We start from the raw sequence: 19,352 nt of genomic DNA, 5'->3' as shown, positions 1-19,352 counted from the left end.
AAAACTATCATAATTTAGGCAAAAATTTTTAAGGGATAAATAGTTTTAACAATAAAGGTGCAACGGAGTTAAACATTTGCACGAATTGAGGGCTACCTTGATTTCCTCCATTTTTTTCTGCTTCTGCACGCGCTTTTACTGACTGGATAAAACGATTGGATAAAATATAGCCGTCAGAATTTTCCTGTAGTTTAAATAATTCTTCGGCTTTTTGTGCGTCTTCAAGGGCATTATTTGTGTCTCCGTAACGAGATTTGATTACAGCACGACTTAAATAGGGTTCGGCAAACTCTGGATTCAGGTCGATCGATCGAGTATAATATGTCATCGCACCTTGATAATTGCCTTTTTTGTCTTCGGCAACTCCCCAGATATAAAATTGTTCTGCACTACCTGCGGTTTCTGGAATACCAACAACTCCTTGTATATGGGCGGTGGAAATATCTGTATTTTCTAGGATAACTCCTTGTACATAAGCGGTTCTAAAATCGGTATTATTAACAACAGCCTGAGAAAGATTTGCCCCAGTTAAATTTGCCCCGTAAAAAGAAGCGCCCGTTAAATTTGCTCCCCTTAAATCTGCCCCTGTTAAATTGGCACGACTTAAATTTGCCCCGACTAAGTTTGCACCTCGTAAATTTGCCCCCATTAAGTTACCCATGACTAAACCAACGTTACTTAAATCGCAATTTTCACATTGTTTTGTGCTTAATAGTTGGTTCAAATGTTCTATGTTTTCACTTCTCACGGAGGTAGGAAGTACCAAACTGGCTAATAAACCAGAAACAATTATAATTGATTTATTCATAGCATTTATTAGAAATAATTTTATTTACTGGACTTATGCACTGTAAAATGTCATTGTGAGGAGCTTTCCGTTGCGAGGTACGAAGCAATCTGAAGCAATCTCCCAAAGTATGATTTTCGTTAGGGATAGGTAAATCCTAATTTATTCTAACCTAATTAATTTATTTTGATTATGCTCGATCGAATTAGATTTTGTAAATTAAGAAAAAAAGCGACTAATTTGTAGTCTAAAAATAGGATTACTTTTCCATAAATAATATACATAAGTACCAATAATTATTGAAAAACAAATAAATCCTAGGGTGTTATAAGTATTAATAATTTGATCTGCACTCCAGCCCACTTCGTTATTTAAAACATTTAAGTCTCCTCCAGAATCCCCTCTACCTCCCCAAAATGTACCCCAAGGAATATCAGCTTTTCCTTTACCAATACGATGCCATTTTGTAAAATTTCCCCAAAATGTTGTCGCCCCTATTATTAAGGCAAAAAAACGCCAAAATTCCCAATAAAATTTTTCAGGTAAACGCCAATAAAAAGCGATAATTAATAAGGCACTTAAATAAAATTCTCCGCCAATACCGCCAAAATATAACAACATTTGATAGGTGGAATAAGAAGTTTTCCACGTTAAAATAAATTGCATTATAGCTAAAATTAAACAAACAATCATTGTCATTTTTTTCTGCTCTTTCCATCCGCTATAAAAGGTTAAACCAATTAATATTAAAATACCAAAATAGACGAATAAAGATCGATCGAACGAGATAATTGTTCCAGCGAATGTTACCATAGCCCGATAACCCGAAAACCATGCGATTGTAGCGTGACCAAATTCATGAACCCACATACTAATAAACCATGCCAAAGGATTGATAAAATTAATGGCAAAAGCAATCAAAAAAGCCATAGGTAAACCATAAAGATTAGTCGTAATTTCCGCTTCTTTTAAGAGAATTTCCGTGTTATACTTTCCCGCATTATGGGCATAAATTCCCGTACAAATTTTAATTTTATCTTGCCAAATTAAGTTATTTTTACTATCGATACTAGAGATAACTACATCCTGTTCACTATCTTTTAAAATATGATTAAAGCTATCATAAATTAACTTAATTGTCAATATTTTTTTACTTATTTTAACATTTTTAATAATAACTTCTAAATGATTAGGAAAAGATTTAACTTTAACTCTAATGCCGATATTTTTTAAATCTTGATTTAGACTGTTAGTAAGAAAGTTTTGATATTTTTTTTCCTCTTTTTCTTGTTTATTATTCTCTTGATTTTGGCAATATTCTCTTAATTGACTATAGGCTTGTTTTAGAGTATTTATATCCTCTTTATTCCCTGATTTTAATTTTTCACCGATGAGCTTATAATAACTATGATCAATATCTTCTAAAGTAGCTTGATCATTTAGTTTCAATATTTGATAACATTGTTCAATGCTTAAATTATCCATAATTTTTGATAGTTTTAACTTTAACAATCATATCCATTGTAGGTTGGATTGAAGAATAAAACCCAACATTTTTAAGTCAATTCGGAAGATTGCTTCTTATCGTAACTAGAGACGTTAATCTCTAGGATTTCGATCGAAATTGTGATAGAGTTCAATTTATTGAATGTAAAATATTAGCTGTGTAATTTATTACACAGTGAGTTATGAATTAACACCTAAGTCCTTATTACATTTTACATTTTGAATGAAATTGCTTCGTCAACTCACAATGACAAAAAATGATTAATTAGATTTAGGAATCATAGAAATTTCTAATTGATTGATAGTACCCATAAATAATATTGTACCAGTATTATTATCTTGAATAACGTATAAAAAAGGACGATTAACTATCATTTGAAAAGGCGAATCTATGGGCATAGAAGTTGCTCGAATACCGATAGAAGTTACGGCGGCGGCTTCTGTACCTTTTTCATCAACATTAATAAAAGTTTTATGTTTAACTTCACTGACAACGATCGATTCTGCTGTTAGGTTACTAAAATCTGCATTATTAAAAGCAGTTTTCATGCCTAAATTGCTTAAAGTATCATTTAATTCAGCTTTATATTCTAAAGTAAATTTAGGTAAGGCAATTAACCCTTCTTTATTACTTAAATTAGATAACCATTGTTGCCAATTTTTTTCATTTAATCTAGTAGTTATAGTGCTTAAATTAACATCTTTTTGGGGTAATAAAATATACATACTCATAGCCCCAGATTTCCCATAGGGTAAGTTAATTAATTGAAAATCTTTGTTTTCATAGTAACTAAAATTTCCTCGTTGAGACATTAAAGGATAATCTATGGTTTTGTTTTTTTCAAGATAAAAAGGTTGTTTTGTGGTTAATTTACTATCAAATTGTTTCTGCCAATTGCTGTTAAAATAAATAGCATTAATTAAAAATAAAACATCATCGGGTTTTACAGAATCAATAATTTCGGAAATTTTGCCTTTAGTCGCATTATTTACCCAACTATTAATAGTTTTTGTTGTCTCAGGATGTTTAAATTCTAGGGTAGAAACTTCAGCTTTAAAATATTTTTTATTGTTATCAATAAAAGTTTGTTTGATGGGGAAATCTTTTCTTATCCAGAGAGAATTTGCGATCGAAAGTTCTATATCATTATTATTAGTTAATAATTGTTGTAAATCTCGATAACCTTGATTAACCTCATCTAAAGTAATGCCTTGAATTGCCAAAGTTTGTGCCATTTCCTGTTTAGTGACACCATCAGCACCATTGTATAATAGAGTTAAAGCAATGGCGATGCTAGTAGGAGAAATCAATAAATTTTCTTCATTATTTAATTGATTAAATAACTTAAAAGCAAATTTTTGATTACTATTTAATAATTGTGAATTAATTATTTTTTTAGTATTCATATTGTTTTGTGCTTGATGATTTGTAGATTGAGCGATGGTTTTTAAACCTAAAGTTAAGCTAATTAAAGAAATACATATTAGGAAAATAATGAGAGTTTTTTGTGGAGTAATTTTCATAGATTTTAATGAGAAAATACAAAGTTTAAAATAAAAATAAGATTATCGATTATAATTAATACTAAATATATTATATCTGACAGCAATAAAAATGACTTTATTAGTATATGGTATTCCTAACTGTGGCACTTGCAAAAAAGCCATTCAATGGTTAAAAGATAATCAGATAAATTATGAATTTATTAACACCAAAGAAAATCCTCCCTCACAAGATTCGATCGAACTTTGGGTAAAATCATTAGGAGTAAAATCCATGCGCAATACTTCAGGTTTATCTTATCGTGCCTTGGGGGAAGAAAAAAAGACATGGACAGATCAACAATGGATTGAAGCCTTTGCTAAAGATGCTATGCTCTTAAAAAGACCATTATTTGTAAAAGAGAATCAAGCTGTTTTAGTGGGATTTCGTGCTAATGAAACCGTCAAAAAAGAACTCTTAGCTTAGTTTTTTTCCTGTAGAGAAATTATTGATTTGACTGAAACCCCTTTGCGTCTTTGCGAGAGAAAAAATTAAATTATTGATTCAGCAATCCTTAAAGAAAAAAGGTGGGCAATGCCCACCCTACTTTTAAATTATTAGTTAGATTTAAGCTAGAACTTCAAAAGCAATTCCCTCTTGATTAAAGCTGGAATAATTTTGTTGGATGCTTTGACGTTCGGCTTCTCCTACAAAAATATACCCTCCGGGTACAGTAGAAAAACGATAAATATCTTCGCCTTTTTGGGTATCTGCACCATAGGTATAGAAGGCTAAACCTTCTTGTACAAAACCAAAATTATTACCTGTTAACAGGCTTTGGCGTTCGGCTTCCCCTACATACAGATAAGCACCAGCGAGGTTACTATTACGGAAACGATAGATAGGGATTAACTCGTCGTGAGCTTCAAAAGAAACTTTAAAGGCTTCTCCTTCTTCCACAAATCCGAAGTTACCTTGCAAAACTCTTTGTTTTTCCTCGTCACCTACATAAAGATAAGTACCATTTCCTGTACGGAAACGATAAATTTGATCATTTAATAAAGGATCGGTAGGATCAATAATTAAGTCTTCTACTAATACCGTACGATCGTTAAATTGTAGTTGTTCAATATTGATTAGGGTATCAGTGTTACTGCCCACGGTGACAACACCATTTTCGACACTAATGGGAAAGTCTGCAAAAACACCATCATAGATTACGGTATCGAAGCCTTCTCCTCCATCAATCTGGTTATCAAATCCATCTAATCCACTACTGACGATGACATCATCTCCTGCACCAGCATTAACGATATTGTCACCACCGCCAAGGATAATTCGATCGAACCCTGAACCCGTAGTAATATTATCGTCTCCGTCCCCACCAACAATTACTAAACCATTAGTACGACTACCGAAGTCGAATGTACCGCCGTTATTACCGATGTTGATGGTAACAGGGTTATCTAATAGAGAATCTTCACGGAAGTTGAGGTTTTGAATGCGAGTGTCTTCAGAAATGGGAGTGTCAGGTTGATTAAAGGCTTCTTCAGCAGTAGGATGAAATTCAGCTAAATACTCCGCTAAAGCATCTTGTTCACCACCAATGGGCAAATTAGAATTATTTGGTAAGTTATCAGCAGTTAACTCATCAAGTCTGACTACATTCTCAAAGTAGAAAGCAGGATAACTGTCTCCTCCACCTGCTAAGAAGTCCAGAATCACCATTTTATAGGTTTGATCGGAATTAACCACTAACTCCCCATCGAGTACGATCGCCTCTGTTGTACCATCTTCACGGTTTAAGACGAGGTTTTGGATTCTTTCCCCTGCGACTTCTACCCCAGTGGCATCACCATCTTCATCACGGGTAAACTCAATAGGAGTATTATCAGGATCAAAACTAAAGCTAAAACCGCCAATCTGCCCGAATTGTCCGGGGGTGACACCTTGCGCCCATTGTGCCACAAAATGCTCTGCTAAGTCTTTGATGCCTTGGGCAGAAATATCCGCAACAGAGAGTTTATTGTCAAAACGAAGGGAGTTTTCAATGTCTAATTGAGAAATGTCTCCTTCTTCTTTACCTACGGCGGGATTAGCTTGGGGAGGTAATTGTACTAACTCGTTTGTGCCACCATCAATAAAGGATACCCCAATTTGATCTCGGATACCGCCTCCATTTTTTACGGAAATATCCACTTCTAAACCGTATTGTTGAGCATACCAAAGGTTTGCATCGGCGGTTAAGTTACCGAGGTTGGTTTCTTCCGTGCGCACATCAGAACGAAAACCGTTAAGCCATACTTCTGTATTCCCAAAAATATTGCCGTCTTTGCTGTTGATGAAGTCACCAACATTATCCACAACTGCCACTACGTCTGGATTAGCAACTTCTTTTACTTGGTCAAAAGTGGTAATATCTTCTTCGTAAAGTCGATCGACACCCTCAATATCTGTGGCAAAAGTACCGCTTTCATCGCCAATTTCGATAATTTGACCTTCGGGATCAAATTCAATGATTAACTGCCCTAAATAACGATAATTAGCTCCAGTATTGATTAAATAAACATCATTACCATCAGCATCTTGGAAGACTTGAGGATAAGGTTGCAACAACTCAGGAGGAGTTTGAGTTTCGTCATCACGCAAAATATCATCATCATTAGCCATGACACGGTGAGAACCACCACCCATGATAATATCAACATTACTGAGCTTAGTAGCTAAAGCCTGTTCCATCTCAAACTGTTGTAAGTGAGTCATCAAGATAATTTTATTGATACCTTGACTTACTAACTCATCCACAAAGGGTTGAATATTATCTGCTAAATTTTGAGCGTTAACCTCAATGTCTCGACTGGTAGGATCAGTTAACATGGTGATACCACCGATATTAGCAATCTGAGGAAGATAAGGCACAACTGCACCAATTACCCCAACTTGTTCACCATTAACATCAATTACCACGCTTTCGGTTAAACTATTAGGTAAAGGTGCTTGACCAGATTCTACTACTAAATTTTTCAAGTTAGAGCTATCGGTAGAATAATCCAAATTACTAGATAAGTAGGGGAATAATGCACCAAGATAACCTGTTTCTGGATCAATACCTACTCCATCAATAAAAAAGTCAGGTGCGATCGCATTATAGAAAGCAGAAGTTCCAGCGTCAAATTCATGATTACCTACGGCGGCGGCATCCCAACCTAAAGCGTTTTGAACTAAGATGTCTGCAATGCCTTGTTGTCCATAAATATCTTGACTAGCATTAAAGAAAGGTCCTGCGATGAATAAGTCACCAGAAGTGAGTTTCAGAGTATTCTCATAACGGGCATCTAGGGCATTCATTACCGCAGAAAAACCGATGGCATCTTCTAAGGCAGGGATACCTGCTTCTTGATCCGAAGCGTGAAGTAGTTGTAAAGTAAAGTTAGTTTGGGGTACTTCGATCTCAAAAACAGTGGTTGTATTACTGGTTTCGTTTGATACGACTAACAAGGGTTTACCGTTAGGGCTATCTTGGGCAGAAATGAAGATTAAACCTTCAGCACCAGAATCGGTTAAGTTGGTTTCGGGGTCTTCTTCAAAGTCACGGGTGTTGATATACTGAACAAATTCGGGAGTCTCAGGATTAGTCAAGTTATACACCATTACTCCACCGATACGCTCTAAACCGACAAAAGCATAGGTTTGCCCATTAATTTTACCAACTGTTACCCCTTCTGGTTCAGGTCCTTTGTTATCACTGCGATCGTCAAAGTTATTATTAGAGTTACTAGCGTTAAAGTAATCAGGGAAGGCTTGAGCGGTAATACGTTCTAAATCGTCTCCGCTGTCGAAAACGAGATTACCTTCACTATCCCAAATACTAAATGATCGAGCTCCAAAGGCATAAATTTCGTCAAAGTCACCATCGCCATCGGTATCACCTAAAGTATTTGTAACCGTTAAACGACCTAAATTGATGTTTTCTTTTAATTCTGTAGCATTAGGAAAGGCAACAGGATCAAGAATATAATCATCATTTCCAAGTCTAATTTCTTCGTTATAAATATCCCCTTCATCAAAACCATCTAAAATACCATCGCCGGTAGGGCGAACTCTGGCATCTCCTTCGTTAGCTGTGACGTAGTAAGTTTGACCATTGACAGTGTAGGATGCGATCGAATCTGGCATATACATCCCAAAAACTGGCACGTTACGAATATTAATAACATCATCTCGATCGCTCGGATCAATACCATTACCTTCTAAGCTATGATCTTTAAAGCCTAAAGGTACAATACTTTCAACGGTAGCCGTGGCAATATCCACAACAGCAACGGCATTATTTTCTTGTAACGTTACCCATGCCTTACTACCATCCCCAGAAAAAGCGATATATTCAGGTTCAACATCTTGAGCTACAGTGGCATTAGGTCCAAAAATACGCACTCCAGAAGCTCTTAATTCATCAACTTGATCATTAAAAGCGGTAAAAGTAGCTTCTTGTACTGTAGCGTTAGCTAGTCCATTACTCAGATCAATAATACTAATAGAACCTTCGGGATCGAAGGTATAATCTTCATTAGGCTCACCTTCATTAGCACTTAAAACTTTAGTACCATCAGGGGTAAAATCTACCATATCAGGAAGAAAACCGACAGTTTGCTTATCTAAAAATTCCCCTGTTGTACTGTCGAAAAACTGCACTTCTCCTCGTTGTTGATTCCCCGTGGCGGTTTCCACAATAGCAAGGGCAACGGCAATAATTCCTTCACTGACAGTGCCTTGCTTCCCTACTGCAACGCTGTTGGGTAGTAAAGCAAAACCTTCACCAACTGCTTGGGTGTCAAGGGGTAAATCTCCAATTTTGGTGATGTTACTGGTGTTAGAGAAGTCTAAAATTTCGATGACATCTCCCGCTACGATAAATAACCGTTGACTGAGGGAGTCGAAAGCAGGAATTTCTGAACCATTTTCACTGGCAAATCTACCGATCAAATTGAGGCTGATTGTCATGATAACTTAACTTAATGATTTTTTTATAATATTAAATTCTGATTTCTCAAAAAAGAAATTCAATTATAGGGTAAAGGATTTAAGTTAAATTAACATTAAGCGATCGATAATGAGTGATTAACAATTACGACTACCATGATGACAATCAAGGAATAATAAAGCTAGGAGAAAGGATACAGGAGAGAGGATTTTAGAAAGAAGTATTTTTGCCTTGAGCATCGACAAATTGAAAGATTTTGATGGATTCTTCCTCTGGGAGGCTAACTTTTTTTGGGGGAGGAGAAGTTTTAGTTTCTTTGTTTTGTAAGTTAGATTCTTCCAAATTCATGGTAAGATTACCTTCTTTTTTAATCGGTAATTTAGGTTGATTATTAGGAGTAAAAATTTTAGATAATTCTATTTGTAAAGATTCAATTAATTCTGATTCAGAATCTAGCATTTTTCTAACTTCTTGAGCATCGGCAAGAAAGCCCTGAATCTTTTGTTTTTTTGCTAATAGATTTTTTTTCCTTTCTAATAATTCTTGTTGTTTCGCTTGTAAAGTTTTGATTTGATTTGACAAGTCTTGATCTAATTTAGAAAAAACATTTGTGTATCCCATAGTTAATTTATCCGTTTTTTTGTTTCAATAATAGCTTATTCTGGATTTATAGCAATCCTAAAGGATTTTTGCACAAATAGTTTTCTTAGTGTTTAGTATTAATTATTAATTTGTCAGTATTACCCTATAGCCATAATAAAAATCTGGTAAATAGTTCATTTAAAATCAAATTTTCATGATAAATGCTCAATTTTAATTATGATATTGTATATTCTACATTTTACACTCGATCGAAGTTTTATATTAAGAGTTTAATTGATAGAACAAAATTACTAAAAGTATCTTTATTTTGAAGTTAAATAAATTTTGATAATTCGCTTTTTTGATGGAAAGGATCGATCGCAATCAGGGTAAAATCATAAATAAATTTATGATAATCTTAAATCTGTTGGGAAAAAAGATAAGGCTAATTAATTGTCAACTCATCAGATTTTTTAATAGAAAAAAAATTATAGCACCTGTATTGTAAAATATCATTATGTATTCATCTCCATTAGTAAACCCCGAAGAATCAATAATTTTATTAGTCGATGATTTAAAGCAAAATTTAAAATTATTAACCTTTATTTTAGAGGGAGAAAATTATCAAACCAGTTTTGCTTTAAGTGGAAAAGATGCCTTAGAAAGATTAAATGTTTTAAAACCTGATCTAATTTTACTAGACTTAATGATGCCTGATATGAATGGTTTAGAAGTGTGCGAAAAAATTAAATCTAATCAACAATATAAAGATATTCCAATCATTTTTTTAACCGCTAGTCAAGAAGAACATCATTTAGTTGAAGCCTATAATATTGGAGCTTCTGATTATGTTGCTAAACCTTTTAAAAAACCAGAATTATTAAATAGAATAGCAACTCATCTTCTGATAAAAAATCAGGCTAAATATATTCAACAATTAGAAGAAGAAATTTGTCATTTAAAATCTCTTAATAATTAATATTTAATATGAAAAAAATATTTATATTTGTCTGTAGTCTGATCATCTTTAGTTTCTGTAACTTACTTTATATTCCTGTGGTTTATAGTCAGTCGATCGAACTTAATCAAGGTAGAGAAATCTTTACTATAAATTGTGCAGGATGCCATCCAAATGGTAGTAATATTATTAGAAGGAGTAAAAATTTGCGATTAAAAACCTTACAAAAAAATGGTTATAATTCTGTAGATTCGATCGAAGAAATTGTTACTTATGGTAAAAATAATATGTCAGCTTTTGTCGATCGACTTACCCCAGAAGATATTAATATAGTAGCAAAATATGTTTTTTCTCAAGCAGAAAATAATTGGGAATTGAAAATTGAAAATTGAAAATGTTTTTATTAAGTGTAAAGTCCATAATCAGAATACATTTTGTTTAGTGTATTTTGAAATTTTAAATTATAATATTCATTGAAAATAAAAATAAATAAAAAAGGAGTAAAAAAATGTTATTAGGTGCAAGTATTATCACAGTTTCTGCATTATTAGTCTATTTTGTTACTATTCTTAATGTGGGAAAAGCAAGGTTTAAATATAATGTAATCGCTCCTGCTATGAGCGGTGATGAAAATTTTGAACGGGCATTAAGAGTACAACAAAATATGTTAGAGCAACTAATATTATTCTTTCCAATACTATGGATTTTTTCTTCTTATGTTAGCGAATTATGGGGAGCTATTTTAGGCGGAATTTGGATTTTAGGAAGGGTATTATATGCTTGGGGATATTATCAAGAAGCCAATAAAAGATTCCCCGGTTTTGCTATTAGTATGTTGAGTATTATGACTTTATTGTTAGGTTGTTTAATCTCTTTAGGAATGAGGATTTACCAACAAATTTAACTATTTTATTCCTGAAAATTGTGGCGAAAATATAAGGAAATTATTAACAGTTTATTTATTCTTGACTTTGATAATTTTTGATGTGTAATTCATCTATTGCTTTTAACTTTTGTTTGAGTAAATCTAAGGCAAAGGGTTTACTAAGATAATCATCCATTCCCGCAGATAAACACATTTCTCGATCGCTTGTCAAGGCATTGGCAGTCATAGCGATAATATGAGGTTGGGTGTCTTCGGGTAAATTATTGCGAATCCACTGAGTAGTTTCTAAACCATCCATTTCAGGCATTTGCATATCCATTAAAATGACATCATATTGTTGATTTTTTACCATGGAAATAACCTCTTTTCCATTATTAGCAATATCTCCTTGATAACCAAGTTTTTTCAAAATTAATAATGCGACTTTTTGATTAACAGGATTATCTTCAGCTAACAAAATTTTTAAGGATGAAATGTCACAATCTTCAGATAAATTTTGGCTATTATTTATATTCTTGACATCTCGATCGAGCAACGGTTTAGATTCTGGTATAATTAAGATGGTAAAATAGAAAGTAGAACCAATATTTTCTTTACTTTCTACCCACATTCTACCTCCCATTAACTCCGTTAAATTTTTACTAATTATTAAACCTAAACCAGTGCCACCATATTTTCTATTATGGGCGCTATCTACTTGAGAAAAAGGCTTAAATAATTTCTCAATATTTTCAGAAGAAATACCGATACCAGTATCTTTTACTGCAAACAAAATATGATATTTTGGAGGCTCATTTTCTTCATAAATATTTTGAAGAGTAACATTAATACTAACTCCTCCTTCATGGGTAAATTTTAGAGCATTTCCCATTAAATTAATTAAAATTTGTCTAAGTCTAATACTATCTCCTATAAAAACTTTCGATAGTCTTGAATCTATAGAATAATTTAAAGCTAGATTTTTTTCATCAGCTTGAAACTGTAATAAAGCAATGGTATCTTTGAGACATTCTTCTAATAAAAAAGCCTGATTTTTTAATTCAAATTTTCCTGATTCTATTTTAGAAAAATCAAGAATATCATTAATAATTGTCAGCAAACTTTTACTACTATTACTGATAATTTCGACAAAATCTTTTTGTTGAACATTTAACGGGGTATCTTTTAATAAATTAGTGATACCAATAACCCCATTCATAGGAGTGCGAATTTCATGACTCATCATCGCTAAAAATTGACTTTTTGCATTATTAGCAACTTCGGCTTGTTGTTTTGCTTTCTTTAATAATTTATTTCTCAGATGAAACTCAAATAATAAATAAACTATCCATGCTAATAACCATGATAATATACAGCCAATAATTAAAATAATATAAGGTAATTTACTTTGGTATAATGCTAAAAAATAGCTACTAGGAATTATCACTATTTTCCATTTAATTCCCTTATATTCTAAATCGATCGACTCTTGCCATTCAAGATTCTCTTTCGGTGGTGAATGAATGGTACTATGGATTAATTCGTTATCTTGATAAATAAAAATTTGATAACCTCTAATGGCTTCTTGACGTAATAAATAATAGAATAAATTATTAGTTTTAAAAACCCCTAAAATAAATCCATCAAATTCATTATTTTTTCCTTCTAAAAAAATAGGACTATAAACGATAAAACCTTTTTTATTTTGAATTAAATCAACTGTTTTACTAATATAAGTTTCTCTTAAACTTTGAGATTTTACTAAAGCATTTTTTCTATTTTCTTCAAAGCCTAAATACAAATCTTGGACTTTGTCATTGCCTTTTTTTGGCACTATCCAACGCACATAATAATCTTTATCTACCCATTCGATGGCTTGATAACCATAATAATCGTTAACGTAACTTTTAGCATCTAATCTCCATTGAGCTTCGGGTGTGCCATTTTGAATATTCCACCGTTTACTCATTCTTTCTAAGGCTAAAACTCTAGTATTTAATTCTGAAGTAATTTTATTTCTTAAAGAAACTAAATCACTTTTTATTAAGTTAGAAATTTGTTGTTTTTCTTGATTAATTAAAATTTGAAAAACTCCTATAGTCATTATCGTCATCCCTACCCCAACAGAAAGAGACATTATTCTTTGATAGATTTTGGAAACGAAAAAATCTAGTTTCATATGTAGTCAGGATAGGGAGATAATTAATGGAGAATGGAGAATTGAGAATGGAGAATTGAGAATGGAGAATGGAGAATTGAGAATGGAGAATTGAGAATGGAGAATGGAGAATGGAGAATGGAGAATGGAGAATGGAGAATGGAGAATTGAGAATTGAGAATTGAGAATTGAGAATTGAGAATTGAGAATTGAGAATTGAGAATGGAGAATGGAGAATTGAGAATGGAGAATTGAGAATTGAGAATGGAGAATTGAGAATGGAGAATGGAGAATTGAGAATTGTTAATTATTTATGATGAATTTTTGATATTTACCTAAGGCAATTAAAGGGAAGTAATGACGATATAAATGATAGTTAAGATAAAAATGTGCTGGAAATCCTGTGCCTGTAAATTCTTTTTCTTCCCATGTGCCTTCATTAGTTTGTTTCGTCAATAGATATTCTATTCCTTTTTTAATATTATCCTCTGGTAAACTTTGAATCGAACTTCCCCCGTCTAATAAACCAATTAAAGCCCAAGCAGTTTGAGAAGCCGTAGAATTACCCTTACCCTTAAAGTAGGAATTTTTATAACTTTCGCAGGATTCACCCCAACCACCATCGACATTTTGACAACTGACTAACCAATTAATACCTTTTTCAATAACATTTTTTTCCACTTTTGGGGCAATTACCGCTAAAGCCGATAAAACTCCCGATGTGCCGTATATATAGTTTACTCCCCAACGTCCAAACCAACTACCATCTTCTTCTTGTTGACGAATGAGATAACCGAGGGCATTTTGAATTTTACTAGCACTCATAGATAAGTCACAACTTCCCACCATTTCTAATACTCTAGCAGTAATATCCGCTGTCGCAGGATCAATCATGGCTTTTAAGTCAGCGTAGGGGAGGTAATTTAACCAATTTGCGTCATTATTAATATCAAATGCCGCCCAACCGTAATTACGACATTGCATGGATTCAATCCACCGCAGACAACGGAAAATTGCTTCTCGTTTCAAGTTTTCGTCGGGTAACTCTAATTGATGTAAAGTCATGATAACCACTGCGGAATCATCCATATCAGGATAAAAACGGTTTTCATATTCAAACGCCCAACCTCCGGGTTTGCCGTGAGGATTTTTGACTACCCAATCCCCATAATCCAAAATTTGTTTGTCTAATAACCACTCTCCTCCCTTGACTAATTGAGGATGATTTGGTGCGACTCCCGACTCGACTAAGGCTCGTAAACTCCATGTTGTATCCCAAACAGGTGACACACAGGCTTGTACTAAATAATCATTATGAGTTTCTATGGCAAAGTTTTCTACGGCTTGTAAACCTCGTGCTACTATAGGATCGTTAACGTGGTATTTTAAGGCTTTGAAGGCTAAAAGGGAGTTAAGCATGGCTGGGATGATTCCTGCCCAATCTCCTGTTACTTCTTCTCTTTCGATAATCCATTTTTCTGCTGCGCGGATACTTTCATCTTTGAAGGGTACAAGATTCCATTCTTCTGCTAGTTTAAATAAGTTGTCTAATTGTCCAAATATATCAGTCCAATCGCCATTACGGGGCATTTCGTAGGTAGCGTTTTCGATGCCTTCGCTGTATAACTCATCTAGTTTAATTCTTGGTTCGATGGCAAAAACGGGCTTTCGATCGAATACAATTAATAAGGGTACAGTGCTACTTCTTGCCCAACTAGACATTTCATAGATAGTGAAAAGAGGATTATTCGGCAATAGCATAATCCAAGGAGGAATAGAAGGCACTCCCTTCCAATCATAACAACCGATTAAGGCAAGGTGAAACTTAGTAAAAATGCGACTTTTGCTGATACCGCCTTTACTGAGAATAAATTTTTTTGCCCTTTCCAATGCGCCATCATCAATACTAACCCCTAATAATCTTAATGCCATGTAGGCTTCCACGGAAGTACTTAAATCTCCGCCATCGCCATAGTATAACTCCCAACCGCCATGACTGCATTGTTTCGATCGAAGATAATGCTCAATTTTATGTAGAGGTTTTTGATTATCGATACCCCAAATTTTGTAAAGTAAGACAGCTTCGGCGGTGATAGTAACATTAGACTCTAAATAGGCGCACCAATGACCATCATTTTGTTGTAGAGAGAAAAGATAATCTTGAGCTTTTTTTGTCGCTGTTTCGATCGTTAACCTATTAATAGTAGAATTATTTGCAGTCATGGCAACTAGAATTTAAGAATTATTTTATAATTTATCTAAATTTTATCAACATTTGAGATCGATCGGACTTAGGCATTCATAAGACTTAATTTCAATTTATTGCCTACTCTCACCATTTTTCTTAAATATATCGTATCCCATGAATGATTCAGTCTTAAAAATACCATTATTAATTTCTCTTGGTGCGATATTCGGGGCGTTAAGTCGTTATTATTTAACGGTGTATTTTGCTGATTATAGTAAACATTTTCCGTTAGGTACATTTGTGATTAATATTTCTGGTTGTTTTTTCATCGGTATTTTTGCTTTTCTTGCTCAAGAATCGATCGTATCTTCTCCATTTCAGTTATTATTTGTAACAGGATTTTTAGGCTCTTATACAACATTTTCAACCTATATCCTAGAAAGCTCTAAGTTGTGGAAAAATAATCAAAAAAAATATAGCTTATTATATGGAATTGGCAGTATTATTACAGGAATTTTCGTTTTAGAAATAGGTATTAATTTAACGAAAATTATCTTAACTAAGGGATGAAAAAATTTTAATTATTCACGAAAAATATATGATTTCAAGATATTATAATTTTAATCAAATAAAATGAATGACAAAAATATACGATTAACCTTATTAATTTTACTAAAAAATCCATTAATTAGAATACCCATAGCCATAAGTTTAGGCTCAATATTAGGGGCGTTAATACGTTATTATTTAATTACTAATATTAATCAATGGTTACAGTATAGCTTTCCTTTCAGTACTATTATAATTAACTTTTCAGGAGCTTTTTTAATGGGATTTATTGCTCATTTACATTTTAAAATGGATATTATTAGCCCAGACTTTCGTTATATGTTTATAGTAGGATTTTTAGGATCATATACAACTTTTTCTACCTATGAGTTAGAAACAGAAATTCTTTTAGAGAGAGGAAAATTATTACAAACTTCTGTTTATTGGTTAGGCAGTATAATCTTAGGTATAATATTTTTTGAATCAGGTAATTTTTTAGCAATTAAGTTTTCTAAAAAACAATTAATTGATAGAATTAAAGCGAAATAAAGGTTTTAAATATTGATAGAATTAAAGCGAAATAAAGGTTTTAAATTTTGATCGAGTTCTGCTATTTTACTAATATCAATACCTTTATTATTAGCCTCTTTTAAGGCTTTTTTATCTGCGGTATAAGTAACTTTTTCGGTACGATATTCGGGGGGTAATTCTTCGGGTTTTACCTTGACATTTATTTTAGGATACTCCCTAAATATCAAACTTCTTTCCTTACCTTCTACTTTTTTAGTCAAGATTTTTTGTTGATGTAAAGATAAAAGTTTTTGCTGTAATAATGCTTGTCCTTTTTTTAATTCTTCGATTTGATTTTGGAGAATTTCATTAACTTTTTTTTGCTTCGCCATATTGCTACTAATGGCTAATTCATATTGATCATTTATCCAAGCAAAACCATCTATATCTAATCCTAATTTATCTAATAATATCATCACTTCTTCCTCATTTTCTACCTGACTTAATTCTTGCCAAATTTGAGAGGCTTTTTCATGGTAATTTTGATGCCAAGAAGTCACAATATTATCTATTTTACTCTCTTGATTTTCGTTAATTTGTTGACTAATTTTCTCTAACGATCGATGATAGTCTTTATCGATTAAACTATTATTATTTCTTAAATTATCTTCTATCCAATTTTGTTTAAATTTAGCTAAATATTGTTGATAAATATTTAAGATTTTCACCGAAGATTCCATATTTTTTGTACGATATATCTCGATTAATTCTTTCAATAAATTTTGACGATATTTGATGTCTGTACTTAACTCTAAAAACTGCTTGAATTGACCATAAAATCGATTTAAACGTTCATCTAAGATATTTTTTGATGAATTTGAGGTATTTTGTAAAATAACCTTGATTTGCCGTAAATTAGTCGTGCCTTGCAAATAGTTACTGATTTCTACTCCAAAAATAATCGCAATTTGTTCGATCGAAATTAAAGAATTAATCGGAAAAAATATAGGAAATGCAATAGACGAAAATCCACTACTATCGGCTAAAGTTAAACAGCGATGAATAATAGTTTTTAGTAAGTTTAAATCCGTTAATTGTGATTGCTGATAGTCATAAATAATGCCGTGAAAAATAGCCTTCCCTTTTAATTCTCCTGTGGTAGTCGTCACAATTTCCCCTAACTGTACAACTTGCCCTAACTGTTTTATATTTCTTCTTTCTAACTCCTGACTAATGGTTTTACCGCCTTTTTCTAACAAGAGTTGAGAGGTATCTTCCCCCATAGATAAGTCTATATCCGTAAAGTTGACTAAAGCATCAACATCGCAGTTTGTCAAAGAATTGTACTCGATCGTAAGTTGCCTATGTTCGATCGAGATGTCGAAAACTAAATTAGTAAAGTTAGGAGGAGTCTTAGGGGAGGAAACAGGAGGGGGAGGATTAAAGTCGAAACCCTGTAAATTTTGCCAAGTCAAGGGTAAACTAGCCGGATTTTGACAGATAATGGGCAACCAAGTGGCACAAGGAAATTGATTTTCCAAAGGTTGCAGTTTTTCCCTTGCCTGTCTCACGGCTAAATATAAAGGTTGATTGTCAGCAAAACTGTTTAAAAATTCTTTGATAAAAACATGGGCAACGGCATCGGGTATCATTTCCCCCATGACGATAACTTGGGATAAATGTAAAGCAACCAAATCTTGTGCCAATCCTAACCCATCACAAGAGTTAAAAATTGCTAACTTTAAACCATTTTGAATTGCCTGTTTTAAAGCGTGATTTAACTCCTCGATCGTGATAATATCATCTTCATTTAGATATAACTTACCTTGCCAAGTTTCTTCATTTTTGCCACTATGTCCAGCAAAAAAAAGTAAATCCCATTTTTGTTCATAAAGTTGATAAAATAATTCTTGACGACTAGGATTAATTAGAGTAACAATTTCTGCACTTTGTAAATTAGTTAAAACCTCTTGATCTGGTGTTAAATCAATACCTTCACCGTTGCCAAAAACTGCTAAAATTTTAATCTGTGAACTCTCTTTAATATTAACATTTAAAGTATTATATTCTACGGGTGCCATCGCTAATTCCGCTTTATGATAACGATTCAGAAAAGAATCAAAAAATAAATGCCAAGGCAAAAAACGCAATTCTTGAAGATTAGTTTGTATCAAAAATCTAATGGCTTCTTGGGTGTCTAATTCTGTGAATAATTTTTCTCTAATTCTACTAAAAGATTCTATCTCGCAATGATACCAATTTCTCAAAGTTTCTTTAAGTTGAACAGCAGAAACTTGACAATTATTCGTGATATGAATAACCTGTTGTTTAGGTGAACCTAATCTCACTTGTTGATGTAAACTGCGATAACTTTCCTGCCATTGTTGATAATGTTGAGTAATCGGTTGACAAGGAGGAAGTTTGCCCGTGATAGTCGTAAAAGGGTGAGTAATACCGTCGGGATTGTCTTCACAGATTTGTAAACTGACATCAAAACCGTTAATAAAATTACCTGATTCTATTTTGAAAAGAATTAGCTTACCCACTGTTAATAAGAAATAATGAATTAGGAGTTACCCATTGACAAAAAAGGAAAAATATACTTTTTGACTTTTAATCTGACTAGAAACCAAGTCATTAGATTTCTTGTAGAAGTCGAGTAATAAGTAATAAATTAAGAAATTTATGTTTTCCATCCTCTAAAGTAAATTTTACTTTTTATTTTGCAAGAAGTCTATTCAATACCTGATTTCGAGATAAAATTTTCGGTGCTGTTGCGGAAAGG

General features: G+C 32.9%; 14 protein-coding genes. 6 read left to right on the top strand and 8 right to left on the bottom strand.

The window, feature by feature from the left end:
- Positions 1-28 precede the first annotated feature (28 nt).
- The 3 genes from SYN6308_RS10180 to SYN6308_RS10170 all read right to left on the bottom strand — a co-directional run bounded on the left by SYN6308_RS10180 (position 29) and on the right by SYN6308_RS10170 (position 3,817).
- Positions 29-808, bottom strand: coding sequence for a pentapeptide repeat-containing protein (locus tag SYN6308_RS10180; RefSeq protein WP_017294336.1), 780 nt, complete (start codon positions 806-808; stop codon positions 29-31).
- Positions 809-1,006: 198 nt separating this feature from the next.
- Positions 1,007-2,272 carry a hypothetical protein gene (locus SYN6308_RS10175; RefSeq protein WP_017294335.1) on the bottom strand — a complete coding sequence of 422 codons (1,266 nt, stop codon included), beginning with the start codon at positions 2,270-2,272 and terminating at the stop codon, positions 1,007-1,009.
- Between the two features lie 282 nt (positions 2,273-2,554).
- Entirely contained in the window at positions 2,555-3,817 is a 1,263-nt protein-coding gene (locus SYN6308_RS10170; protein ID WP_017294334.1) for a serpin family protein, read from the bottom strand.
- A 91-nt stretch (positions 3,818-3,908) separates the two neighbouring features.
- On the opposite strand from SYN6308_RS10170, the gene SYN6308_RS10165 reads away from it, so the two are divergent.
- A complete protein-coding gene (locus SYN6308_RS10165; protein WP_017294333.1) occupies positions 3,909-4,262 on the top strand; it encodes a Spx/MgsR family RNA polymerase-binding regulatory protein in 354 nt (117 codons plus the stop codon).
- A 141-nt stretch (positions 4,263-4,403) separates the two neighbouring features.
- On the opposite strand, the gene SYN6308_RS23890 is transcribed toward SYN6308_RS10165, so the two are convergent.
- The gene (locus tag SYN6308_RS23890; RefSeq protein WP_017294332.1) at positions 4,404-8,777 is read right to left on the bottom strand and encodes a choice-of-anchor I family protein; all 4,374 of its coding nucleotides are present in this window, start codon (positions 8,775-8,777) and stop codon (positions 4,404-4,406) included.
- A 190-nt stretch (positions 8,778-8,967) separates the two neighbouring features.
- Entirely contained in the window at positions 8,968-9,378 is a 411-nt protein-coding gene (locus SYN6308_RS10155; protein WP_017294331.1) for a hypothetical protein, read from the bottom strand.
- Between the two features lie 478 nt (positions 9,379-9,856).
- Between SYN6308_RS10155 and SYN6308_RS10150 the strand changes: the two genes are divergently transcribed.
- From SYN6308_RS10150 to SYN6308_RS10140, 3 genes are all read left to right on the top strand, one after another.
- Positions 9,857-10,318 carry a response regulator gene (locus tag SYN6308_RS10150; RefSeq protein WP_017294330.1) on the top strand — a complete coding sequence of 154 codons (462 nt, stop codon included), beginning with the start codon at positions 9,857-9,859 and terminating at the stop codon, positions 10,316-10,318.
- An 8-nt stretch (positions 10,319-10,326) separates the two neighbouring features.
- The gene (locus tag SYN6308_RS10145) at positions 10,327-10,689 is read left to right on the top strand and encodes a c-type cytochrome (RefSeq protein ID WP_017294329.1); all 363 of its coding nucleotides are present in this window, start codon (positions 10,327-10,329) and stop codon (positions 10,687-10,689) included.
- A 116-nt stretch (positions 10,690-10,805) separates the two neighbouring features.
- Complete coding sequence (locus SYN6308_RS10140) at positions 10,806-11,201, top strand: MAPEG family protein (protein WP_017294328.1); 396 nt, start codon at positions 10,806-10,808, stop codon at positions 11,199-11,201.
- A 55-nt stretch (positions 11,202-11,256) separates the two neighbouring features.
- Here SYN6308_RS10140 and SYN6308_RS10135 read toward each other — a convergent pair whose 3' ends face one another.
- Positions 11,257-13,299: an ATP-binding protein gene (locus SYN6308_RS10135; protein ID WP_017294327.1), complete on the bottom strand. Its 2,043-nt coding sequence runs from the start codon at positions 13,297-13,299 to the stop codon at positions 11,257-11,259.
- Positions 13,300-13,623: 324 nt separating this feature from the next.
- Complete coding sequence (gene shc, locus SYN6308_RS10130; RefSeq protein WP_017294326.1) at positions 13,624-15,543, bottom strand: squalene--hopene cyclase; 1,920 nt, start codon at positions 15,541-15,543, stop codon at positions 13,624-13,626.
- A gap of 139 nt (positions 15,544-15,682) precedes the next feature.
- Between shc and crcB (SYN6308_RS10125) the strand changes: the two genes are divergently transcribed.
- Together crcB (SYN6308_RS10125) and crcB (SYN6308_RS10120) are read left to right on the top strand one after the other, a co-directional pair.
- Entirely contained in the window at positions 15,683-16,078 is a 396-nt protein-coding gene (gene crcB / locus SYN6308_RS10125) for a fluoride efflux transporter CrcB (RefSeq protein ID WP_017294325.1), read from the top strand.
- A 63-nt stretch (positions 16,079-16,141) separates the two neighbouring features.
- A complete protein-coding gene (gene crcB, locus SYN6308_RS10120) occupies positions 16,142-16,606 on the top strand; it encodes a fluoride efflux transporter CrcB (RefSeq protein ID WP_017294324.1) in 465 nt (154 codons plus the stop codon).
- Positions 16,607-16,611: 5 nt separating this feature from the next.
- Here the strand turns inward: crcB (SYN6308_RS10120) and SYN6308_RS10115 are convergent, their stop codons facing one another.
- The gene (locus SYN6308_RS10115; protein WP_017294323.1) at positions 16,612-19,113 is read right to left on the bottom strand and encodes a CHAT domain-containing protein; all 2,502 of its coding nucleotides are present in this window, start codon (positions 19,111-19,113) and stop codon (positions 16,612-16,614) included.
- Positions 19,114-19,352: the final 239 nt, after the last annotated feature.

Origin of the sequence: Geminocystis herdmanii PCC 6308, from assembly GCF_000332235.1 — a bacterium.
GTDB lineage: Bacteria > Cyanobacteriota > Cyanobacteriia > Cyanobacteriales > Cyanobacteriaceae > Geminocystis > Geminocystis herdmanii.
Note: the sequence above shows the minus strand (reverse complement) of the source record. Positions and strands in the feature narration are given on the sequence as shown.